At 57.6% G+C, this 9543-nt stretch carries 8 protein-coding genes, 1 tRNA gene and 1 pseudogene; 3 read left to right on the top strand and 7 right to left on the bottom strand.

All coding sequences use genetic code 11. From position 1 onward, the window contains the following. A pseudogene (locus HMPREF3107_RS12225) lies at positions 1 to 182 on the bottom strand (hypothetical protein); the annotation flags it as partial. Between the two features lie 86 nt (positions 183 to 268). Between HMPREF3107_RS12225 and HMPREF3107_RS01200 the strand changes: the two are divergent. Next, on the top strand, positions 269 to 535 hold the full coding sequence (locus tag HMPREF3107_RS01200) for a SemiSWEET family transporter (RefSeq protein WP_040665672.1): 267 nt from the start codon (positions 269 to 271) through the stop codon (positions 533 to 535). A 118-nt stretch (positions 536 to 653) separates the two neighbouring features. On the opposite strand, the gene ubiD is transcribed toward HMPREF3107_RS01200, so the two are convergent. The 6 genes from ubiD to HMPREF3107_RS01170 form a co-directional block, all read right to left on the bottom strand. Next, entirely contained in the window at positions 654 to 2132 is a 1479-nt protein-coding gene (gene ubiD, locus HMPREF3107_RS01195; RefSeq protein ID WP_070452379.1) for a 4-hydroxy-3-polyprenylbenzoate decarboxylase, read from the bottom strand. Between the two features lie 63 nt (positions 2133 to 2195). Then, a complete protein-coding gene (locus tag HMPREF3107_RS01190) occupies positions 2196 to 2516 on the bottom strand; it encodes a hypothetical protein (RefSeq protein WP_070452376.1) in 321 nt (106 codons plus the stop codon). Positions 2517 to 2638: 122 nt separating this feature from the next. After that, a complete protein-coding gene (locus HMPREF3107_RS01185) occupies positions 2639 to 3724 on the bottom strand; it encodes a DegT/DnrJ/EryC1/StrS family aminotransferase (protein ID WP_070452406.1) in 1086 nt (361 codons plus the stop codon). A gap of 39 nt (positions 3725 to 3763) precedes the next feature. Further along, positions 3764 to 4342, bottom strand: coding sequence for an acyltransferase (locus tag HMPREF3107_RS01180; RefSeq protein ID WP_070452373.1), 579 nt, complete (start codon positions 4340 to 4342; stop codon positions 3764 to 3766). An 86-nt stretch (positions 4343 to 4428) separates the two neighbouring features. Continuing rightward, positions 4429 to 7059, bottom strand: a complete 2631-nt coding sequence (gene leuS, locus HMPREF3107_RS01175) for a leucine--tRNA ligase (protein ID WP_070452403.1) — start codon at positions 7057 to 7059, stop codon at positions 4429 to 4431. 130 nt (positions 7060 to 7189) lie between these two features. Continuing rightward, positions 7190 to 8539, bottom strand: coding sequence for a DUF3482 domain-containing protein (locus HMPREF3107_RS01170; RefSeq protein WP_070452370.1), 1350 nt, complete (start codon positions 8537 to 8539; stop codon positions 7190 to 7192). Positions 8540 to 8722: 183 nt separating this feature from the next. Between HMPREF3107_RS01170 and HMPREF3107_RS01160 the strand changes: the two genes are divergently transcribed. Continuing rightward, the gene (locus tag HMPREF3107_RS01160; RefSeq protein WP_070452364.1) at positions 8723 to 9265 is read left to right on the top strand and encodes a type IV secretion protein Rhs; all 543 of its coding nucleotides are present in this window, start codon (positions 8723 to 8725) and stop codon (positions 9263 to 9265) included. Between the two features lie 79 nt (positions 9266 to 9344). After that, positions 9345 to 9420: transfer RNA gene (locus HMPREF3107_RS01155), tRNA-Asn, on the top strand. Positions 9421 to 9543: the final 123 nt, after the last annotated feature.

The following is a 9543-nucleotide window of genomic DNA, read 5'->3' as shown; positions in this document are numbered from 1 at the left end:
GCCAAGGCCAAATGATGGCTGATAACCATACGGATTTTGCGGTAGAATAGAGCTGTCGATTCTGCGACTAGGTAGAAGGTGCGGAAAGTCCGGCAGAACTGGTCAGCCTGATTGAAAGCGGCGACTACGAAGCCCTGCTTGCCGAAGATTCGGACGAACATGGCCAAGGCCACGAACATCATTGCGGCTGCGGCTGTTCCCTCGGCTGAGTCAGCCTGCCTATATTATCTACCGCCTCGATTTTCATATTAAAAGGAGACTTACCACCATGATAAGCAAGGCAAAATTCAATACCGTTGTCGGCAGTATAGGGGCGGCAATGGGTATTTTCGTATTTGTCGCCTATATCCCCCAAATTATCGCCAATATACAAGGGGCAAAGGCGCAGCCGTGGCAACCCCTGTTTGCAGCAGTATCCTGTCTGATTTGGGTTTTGTACGGTTGGAGCAAAGAACCCCGGAAAGACTGGATTCTGATTATACCCAACGCAGTCGGCGTGATATTGGGATTTCTGACTTTTCTGACTTCGCTTTAAACAAGGGGCTAATCTACGTCAGCCCCTTTATTTAATATAGCATCTTTTAAATCAGTCAAATGCTGTACAGGCTGCTTCTCTCGGTTATCTACGCAATAAAAGCAGCCTGCACTTGAATTTACAACCCCAATTCCCCCCAAATCTCATCAATTTTAGCCGTAACCGCAGGGTCTTTTTGGATCACCCGTCCCCATTCGCGGTCGGTTTCGCCCGGCCATTTGTTGGTTGCATCCAAGCCCATTTTGCCGCCGAGTCCGCTGACGGGGCTGGCGAAGTCGAGATAGTCGATGGGCGTGTTTTCCACCAAAACGGTATCGCGTACGGGGTCCATGCGCGTGGTTACTGCCCAGATAACTTCTTTCCAGTCGCGCACGTTCACATCGTCATCGACCACGATGATGAATTTGGTGTACATAAACTGGCGCAGGAACGACCAGCAGCCCATCATCACGCGCTTGGCGTGTCCGGCGTACTGTTTTTTCATGCTGACCACCGCCATGCGGTAGGAGCAGCCTTCGGGCGGCAGGTAGAAATCGGTGATTTCGGGGAACTGCTTTTGCAAGAGCGGTACGAACACTTCGTTCAACGCCACGCCCAAGACAGCGGGTTCATCGGGCGGTTTGCCCGTGTAGGTGGAGTGGTAAATCGGGTTTTCGCGCATGGTGATGCGCTCGACCGTAAACACGGGGAAATGGTCCTGCTCGTTGTAATAGCCCGTGTGGTCGCCGTATGGGCCTTCCAGCGCAGTTTCGTTCGGATGGATGACCCCTTCCAGCACGATTTCGGCACGGGCGGGTACTTGCAAATCGTTGCCGATACACTTCACCAGCTCCGTCCGCGAACCGCGCAGCAGTCCGGCAAACTGGTATTCGCTCAAGGTATCAGGAACGGGCGTTACCGCGCCCAAAATGGTGGCGGGGTCGCAGCCGAGCACGACGGCGACGGGATACGGCGTATCGGGATTGAGTTTGCGGAATTCCTGATAATCCAGCGCGCCGCCGCGATGCGACAGCCAGCGCATAATCAGCTTGTTTTTGCCGATTAATTGTTGGCGGTAAATGCCGAGATTTTGGCGTTTTTTGTGCGGCCCACGCGTGACGGTCAAGCCCCATGTTACCAGCGGCGCAACGTCTTCCGGCCAGCAATGCTGAATCGGCAGTTGATACAAATCAACGTCTTCGCCTTCCCACACAACTTCCTGACACGGCGCATTTCTCACCACATTCGGCGCCATACTCCAAATGTCTTTCAGTAGCGGCAGTTTGGAAAACGCATCTTTGATGCCTTTGGGCGGTTCGGGCTCTTTCAAATACGCCAGCGTCTGCCCGATTTCGCGCAATTTGGACACGCTGTCCGCGCCCATGCCCATCGCCACGCGTTCGGGCGTGCCGAACAGGTTTGCCAACACAGGATAATCGTAGCGCGTACCGTCGGGCTTAATCGGGTGCTCAAACAGCAACGCCGGCCCTTCGGCACGCAGCACGCGGTCGGCGATTTCGGTCATTTCCAAATGCGGGGAAACGGGATGCGCGACGCGCTTGAGTTTGCCTTGCTGTTCGAGCATGGCGATGAAGTCGCGTAGGTCTTTGTATTTCATGTTTTATCCTTGTTTGGAGGCCGTCTGAAAACGTCGGTCGGGCTTTCAGACGGCCTGAACGGTTCAGTCGCAGGCACTTTCGACTTGGCTGTCGAGCACGCGGCCTTCGGCATCGGTTTTGACCGTTAAAGTCATCAGCCATCTCTGACATGCGGCATCGCCGCCGCCCAAAAATTCACGCACGGCGGTATAACCCTGCCGGTCGGCGGTTAAGAAAATCCTGTTCTCCCACGCCCACGCCTTGATTTGCGCACTATCCGCCCCGACGGGCAACGCGGCCAGCTGCTTTTGCCACTGCGCCTTCAGCCTTTCCCCGTCTGCCTCGTTGTTGTAGCAGGCAGCGAGCAGCAAAGCGGCAAGGATTGCGGCGGTACTCGGTTTCATGGCGGCCTCCCTTATTTCGGCTTTATTCGGTTTGAACGGGTCAGGATACGGTTTCTGCCGTCAGAGGCCGTCTGAAAAAGCAATATCCGTTTTCAGACGGCCTGAAACCGCGGTATGGAAGATTATCGGGACAATGCCTGTGCCAGCGCGCCGACTACCTGCCGCACCTGTTCCTCCGTCATATACGGGTGCATCGGCAGGCTGATGACTTCTTCGGCCACCAAATCGCCCACGGGCAGCACGGCATCGGATGCGACGGCGGGCTGCTTGTTGAGTGGAATCGGATAATGGACGGCGGTCGGAATGCCTGCCGCTTTCAAGGCCGTCTGAACGGCATCGCGGTTTTTCACGCGCACAGTGTATTGGGCATACGCGCTGATATTGTGGCTTTCGATAAACGGTGCGGCGATACCGGCTTTATCCAGTTCCCGCGCGTAAACGGCGGCAACCCGGCCGCGCAGGCCGATTTCTTCTTCCAGAATCGCCAGTTTGGGCAGCAGGATGGCGGCTTGCAGCGTGTCCAGACGGCTGTTTACGCCGACGCGGATATGGTGGTAGCGGCGGTCCTGGCCGTGGCGCGCGATTTGGCGGATGACGGCGGCCAACCCGTCGTCGTCGGTAAAAACCGCGCCGCCGTCGCCGTAGCAGCCCAAAGGTTTGCTGGGGAAGAAGCTGGTGCAGGAAACAGTGGTCAGGCTGCCTGATTTGCGGCCTTTGTACGATGCGCCGAAACTCTGCGCCGCGTCTTCGATGACGGGCAGGTTGTGGCGGGCTGCGATGGCGTTAACCGCATCGAAATCGGCACACTGGCCGTAGAGCGATACGGGCACGATGGCTTTGGTGCGCGGGGTAATCGCGGCTTCGAGCTTGGCGGGGTCGAGGTTGTAGGTTTGTTCGACGATATCGACGTAAACCGGTTTTGCGCCGAGCAGGGCAACGGTTTCGGCGGTGGCGATATAGGTAAAGCCGGGGGTAATCACTTCGTCGCCCGCGCCTACGCCCAAAGCCATCAGGGCGATTTGCAGCGCGTCGGTGCCGTTGGCAACGCCGATGCAGTGTTTCGCGCCGCAGTAGGCTTTGAGTTTGTCTTCCAGTTCGGCCACTTCGGGCCCCAAAATATATTGGCCGTGCGAAAGGACTTTTTGTATGTTTGCGTCGATTTGGGGTTTGATGCGCGCCTGCTGGGCGGCGAGGTCGATGAATTGCATGGTGTTTCTCATGGTGGGTAGGGCATTTTTCAGACGGCCTCAGGCTTTGCTGAGGAGGCCGTCTGAAAGGATATACGTTTCGCCGCTGTGCGGGCAAACGGCTTTGCCGCTGCCTGTGAGCGGCAGTTGTTCGAGCTGTTCGCCGTATTCGCTCATCCAGCCGATTTGACGGGCGGGCACGCCGACCATCAGGGCGTAGTCGGGCACGTCTTTATTGACCACCGCGCCCGCACCGATAAAGGCGAACCTGCCTATGGTGACGCCGCAGACAATGGTGCAGTTCGCGCCCAGCGTTGCGCCGGTTTTGACCAAAGTGTCGCGGTATTCGCTTTTGCGCTCAATCAGCGAGCGGGGGTTGTAGACATTGGTGAACACCATGCTGGGGCCGCAAAACACGCCGTTTTCCAAGTGAACGTTGTCGTACACGGAAACGTTGTTTTGGATTTTGCAGTCGTCGCCGATGGTTACATTGTTGCCGACGAATACGTTTTGGCCGAACGAGCAGTTTTTGCCGATTTTCGCGCCGCCGCAAATATGGGCGAAATGCCAAACGCGGCTGCCCGCGCCGATTTGCGCGCCTTCGTCGATAATGGCCGTGGGGTGGACGGTGTAGTCCATGCTCCGTTTCCTTCGTTTTGATTGATTGAGGCCGTCTGAAAAACTCAAATCCGCTTTTCAGACGGCCTTTATTGCGCCGACGGGCTTTACACCACGATGTTCACCAGTCTGCCCGGCACGACGATGATTTTCTTGGCGGGCTTGCCTTCCATGAATTTCACCGCGCCTTCGGTGGCGAGTGCGGCGGCTTCGAGGTCGGCTTTGAAGGCGTCGGCGGCGACGGTGATTTTGCCGCGCAGTTTGCCGTTGACTTGAACCATCACTTCGATTTCGGATTTGACCAAGGCGGCTTCGTCGACTGTCGGCCAGCCTGCTTCCCATAGTTTCGCGCCGTTCAATTCGCTCCACAGGGTTTCGCAGATGTGCGGCACGATGGGCCACAACAGGCGTACGGCGGTTTCCAATACTTCTTGGGCGACGGCGCGGCCTTGTTCGCTGCCGGTGTCGGTTTTGTCGTATTGGTTGAGCAGTTCCATCACGGCGGCGATGGCGGTGTTGAACTGCTGGCGGCGGCCGTAGTCGTCGCTGACTTTGGCGGTGGTAGCGTGTAGTTTGTGGCGCAGGTCTTTGAGCTCTTTAGACAAACCGTCTTGGCTGCCTGCAAACGCTTTGACCGCGCCGCCTTGTTTCAGGTGTTCGTAAACGGTGCGCCACAGACGGCGCAGGAAGCGGTGTGCGCCTTCGACGCCGCTGTCGCTCCATTCGAGGGACTGTTCGGGCGGTGCGGCGAACATCATGAACAGGCGGGCGGTGTCCGCGCCGTAGGCGTTAATCAGTTCTTGCGGATCGACGCCGTTGTTTTTGGACTTGGACATTTTTTCCGTGCCGCTGATGACGACGGGCTGTCCGTCGGCTTTCAGAACAGCAGAAACGGGGCGGCCTTTGTCGTCGAACGTCAGCTCGACATCGGCGGGGTTGATCCAGTCTTTGCTGCCGTTGGCGTTTTCGCGGTAGTAGGTTTCGCAGACGACCATGCCTTGCGTGAGCAGGCGTTCGAACGGTTCGTCCACGCTGACCAAGCCTTCGTCGCGCATCAGTTTGGTGAAGAAGCGCGCGTATAAGAGGTGCAGAATCGCGTGTTCGATGCCGCCGATGTATTGGTCGACCGCGCCCCAGTATTTTGCGGCTTCAGTCGATACCATGCCTTCTGCGAACTTGGGCGACATGTAGCGGAAGAAATACCAGCTCGATTCCATGAAGGTGTCCATGGTGTCGGTTTCGCGTTTCGCCGCGCCGCCGCAGCATGGGCAGGTGGTTTCGTAAAATTCGGGCATTTTTGCCAAAGGCGAACCCATGCCGTCGGGTACGACGTTTTCGGGCAGGACGACGGGCAGTTGGTCGGCGGGGACGGGGACGTCGCCGCATTTTTCGCAATGGACGATGGGAATCGGGCAGCCCCAGTAGCGTTGGCGCGAAATACCCCAGTCGCGCAGGCGGTATTGGGTTTTCGGTTCGCCTGCGTCTTGGCTTTGCAGCTTGGCGGCGATGGCATCGAAGGCCGTCTGAAAATTCATGCCGTCCAAGTCGCCGCTGTTGACCAATACGCCGTTTTCTTTGTCGCCGTACCACTCTTGCCATTGGTTTGCGTCGAATGCGTTGTCGCCGACGGCAATCACTTGTTTTTTCGGCAGATTGTATTTGGTGGCGAACTCGAAATCGCGTTCGTCGTGCGCCGGAACCGCCATCACTGCGCCGTCGCCGTAGCCCCACAATACATAGTTGGCAATCCACACTTCCAGCTCTTCACCGCTGAGAGGATTAATGACAAAACGACCGGTCGGCATACCTTTTTTCTCCATGGTAGCCACATCGGCTTCAGCCACTGAGCCGGCTTTACATTCGACAATGAATTCTTGTAGTTGCGGCACGTCGGCTGCGGCGGCGGTTGCCAGCGGATGCTCGGCAGCAACGGCAACATAAGTCGCGCCCATCAGCGTGTCGGGACGGGTGGTATAAACTTGCAGGAATTTCGCGTAATCGCCTTCCAAACCTTGTTTGCTGTCGTCTGAAACGGCGAAGCGCACGGTCATACCGCGAGATTTGCCGATCCAGTTGCGCTGCATGGTTTTGACTTGTTCCGGCCAGTGTTCCAGCTTGTCCAAATCGTTGAGCAGCTCTTCGGCGTAATCCGTGATTTTGAAGTAATACATCGGGATTTCGCGTTTTTCGATCAACGCGCCCGAACGCCAGCCGCGTCCGTCGATGACTTGCTCGTTGGCAAGGACGGTTTGGTCGACCGGGTCCCAGTTCACCGTGCCGTTTTTGCGATAGACGATGCCTTTTTCAAACAGCTTGGTAAACAGCCATTGTTCCCAGCGGTAGTATTCGGGTTTGCAGGTGGCGACTTCGCGCTCCCAGTCAATCGCAAAACCCAGGCTTTTGAGCTGGGTTTTCATGTATTCGATGTTGTCGTACGTCCAAGCGGCGGGGGCGACGTTGTTTTTCATCGCCGCGTTTTCCGCCGGCATGCCGAACGCGTCCCAACCCATAGGCTGCATGACGTTGAAGCCGTTTAAAAGTTTGAAGCGGCTCAATACGTCGCCGATGGTGTAGTTGCGCACATGCCCCATGTGCAGCTTGCCGCTGGGGTAGGGGAACATGGAGAGGCAGTAGTATTTGGGTTTGGAAGCGTCTTCGGAGACGTTGAAAATACGCTCGTCGTCCCATTTTTTCTGCGCCGCAGGCTCGATGAGTGACGGATGATAGTGTTCTTGTATCATGGTTCTGCTTTAAAAAAGAAAATCTCAAAGGGGAAAACGGCGAATTATACCGTTTTCAGACGGCCTGAACATACGGAAAACGGCCTGAGGCCGTCTGAAAACGGATAAAGCGGCTTTTCAGACGGCCTCAAGCCGTTTTTGCGTTTTTGAGGCGTTCGGCCAACGTGCGTGCGCACTCGCGGCGTTCGGCCGACATTTCGGAGCCGCCGTTGAGCGGCGACCAATCGGGATGGCGGCGGGCTCGGTTCAATTCGGCCGGCAGTTTGTCGGCCGGCCACGGCGTTTTGCCGCTTTGCAACACCACCGGACTTTGCGCCGCATGGCCGCGCGTTTGCAGCGCGTGCAGCAGGTCGAGAGCGCGGGCGGCCAGCAGGGTCAGCGTGGCGGAATCGATATGCAGTGTTTGCCTGCCGCTGATTTTGTCGGACAAATCGCCCATATTCGGCAACACGCTGCCTATCAGGCCGCCCAGGGCGGTGCCCAGCCCGAGCGAACCGCCGAGCGTGGCCAAATCTATCCCCATGCCGATCAGCGCGCCCGCCGCCGCGCCCGTTCCGGTGCGGATGCCGTATTCTTTCAGCAAATCGCCGTCGAACGGGTCTTGGCTGAACGCGCTCAACACCCAGCCGCCGTCGTTGTCTATCTCGCTGTAATAAAAACGGTAAAGTTCGAGCAAATGCGATTGCAGGCGGCCTTCGGCCTGTCTGACCGCCGCCTGCATTTCCTCCAGCACGGGCGCGGTATCGCTACCTTCGGCACACTCCCGACGGCAGGCGGCCGCGTCCAGCAGGAAGGAGGCGACGGCCTCACGCGCCGCACCGTCCAAACGCCGCCATTCGTCCTGCCGCCAGCCGATGAGGCGGCGGAGCGTGCCGTCATCGGGCAGCATGGTGGCCAGGTTTTGCCACAGGCGGATTTCGCCGTCGAAGTCGAAAGCCACCGTGTCGAAGCTGCTGCAAACGTGCAGACCGCGCCGCGCCAGCATATCCGTCCAAGCCGAAAGGCCGCCGCCGGAGGTGAAGTTAAACACCGGCATCAGCGGTTTGGCGCACCACGACAATACGGTCAGCTCGTCTTTATATTTGTTCAACACCGGCTCGCGCGCATCGATAACGTAAAGGGCGGAGTCGCTTTGCAGCAGCTGGCGCAACACTTTCGCCTCCTGCCCGAATTCCCCTGCAGCCGCTGGCGAGGCAAGGAAGGCCTGCAGGCGGTCTACGCCGTCTTCGCGCGGCGACGTGTTCGCTTCCAGCCAGTCCAACACGCCGCCCGCATCTTCCAGCCCGGGTGTGTCGTACAAATAAAGCAGCGTGCCGCCGTCGTCGCACACTGCCGCCCGTTCGACATGGCGCGTGGTGGCGGACGCATCGGCCACCTCGCCGAAACCGCCGTCGCGCAGCAATGTGCGCAGCAGCGAAGTTTTACCTGTATTGGTGTGGCCGACTACGGCCAACGAAAGAGATTTGCTGTCGGTCATTTTGATTTAATAAAAGGTACAATGTCAGGCCGTCTGAAAACATTCGCAAACAATCGGAAACCGTTTTTCAGACGGCCTGCCGCAAAACAGACGCTATTGTCGGAAAAAGAACCCTTCTTGGCAACGGCCTGCACACAGCCGCCGGCCAAACCGCCCTGCCCGCCCGCAAACAAGGAACGCGCCATGCCCGAATCCCGCCGCCTGACCGACGGAGAAATCCGCCTTGCCCGAAGCGTATTCGGCAACCACCTCGACTACGCCGCCGTCCGCATCTGCCGCGCGCCGAAATGGCTGACGGCCGCCGTTTCCCCCAACGGGTCAATATACTACCCTGCGCCGCATTATCTGGACGATTTTTCCCAAGCCGGTACGCCCTACCAAATCTGGCTGATACACGAACTGACCCACGTCTGGCAATGGCAGCACGGCTTCCGAACCTGGCTGGGCGGACTGCTTTTGTGGACGCGGGGCGGCTACCTCGGCCGCCGTGCCTACCACTGCCCCGCCCTCGGCCGCATCGTCAGTTTTGCCGAACTGAATATGGAACAGCAGGCGGAAATACTGGCGCACCATTTTGCCGTTTCCATCGGATACCGCCCCGCTTCGGCCGAAGAACTCGGGCAATACCGCCGCATTTTGGATGCCTTTTTCCTCCAAAGCGGCGGCAACCGCCCGCTGCCGCGCTATTTTGCCCGCATCTGCCCGGCCAAATCTACCGAAAATTGATGAACTTAAACGGGCCGGATACATTTTCCGCCGCAACGGATTGACAAAATCGGAATTAGAGATATAATGCCGCCTTTCTTCCCCGATAGCTCAGTCGGTAGAGCGACGGACTGTTAATCCGCAGGTCCCTGGTTCGAGCCCAGGTCGGGGAGCCAAATTCAAAAAGCCAAGTTTTCGAACTTGGCTTTTTCTTTTTTACACAATATCCCGAAGGCCGTCTGAAAAAAAACGTTCCCGCCGTTGCAGCCCTGTCTGCCGTTTCGGTTTATAATGCCGCC

It is taken from the genome of Neisseria sp. HMSC31F04 (genome assembly GCF_001807735.1).
GTDB classification, from domain to species: domain Bacteria; phylum Pseudomonadota; class Gammaproteobacteria; order Burkholderiales; family Neisseriaceae; genus Neisseria; species Neisseria elongata.
This window is presented reverse-complemented; position numbering and strand designations above follow the sequence as displayed.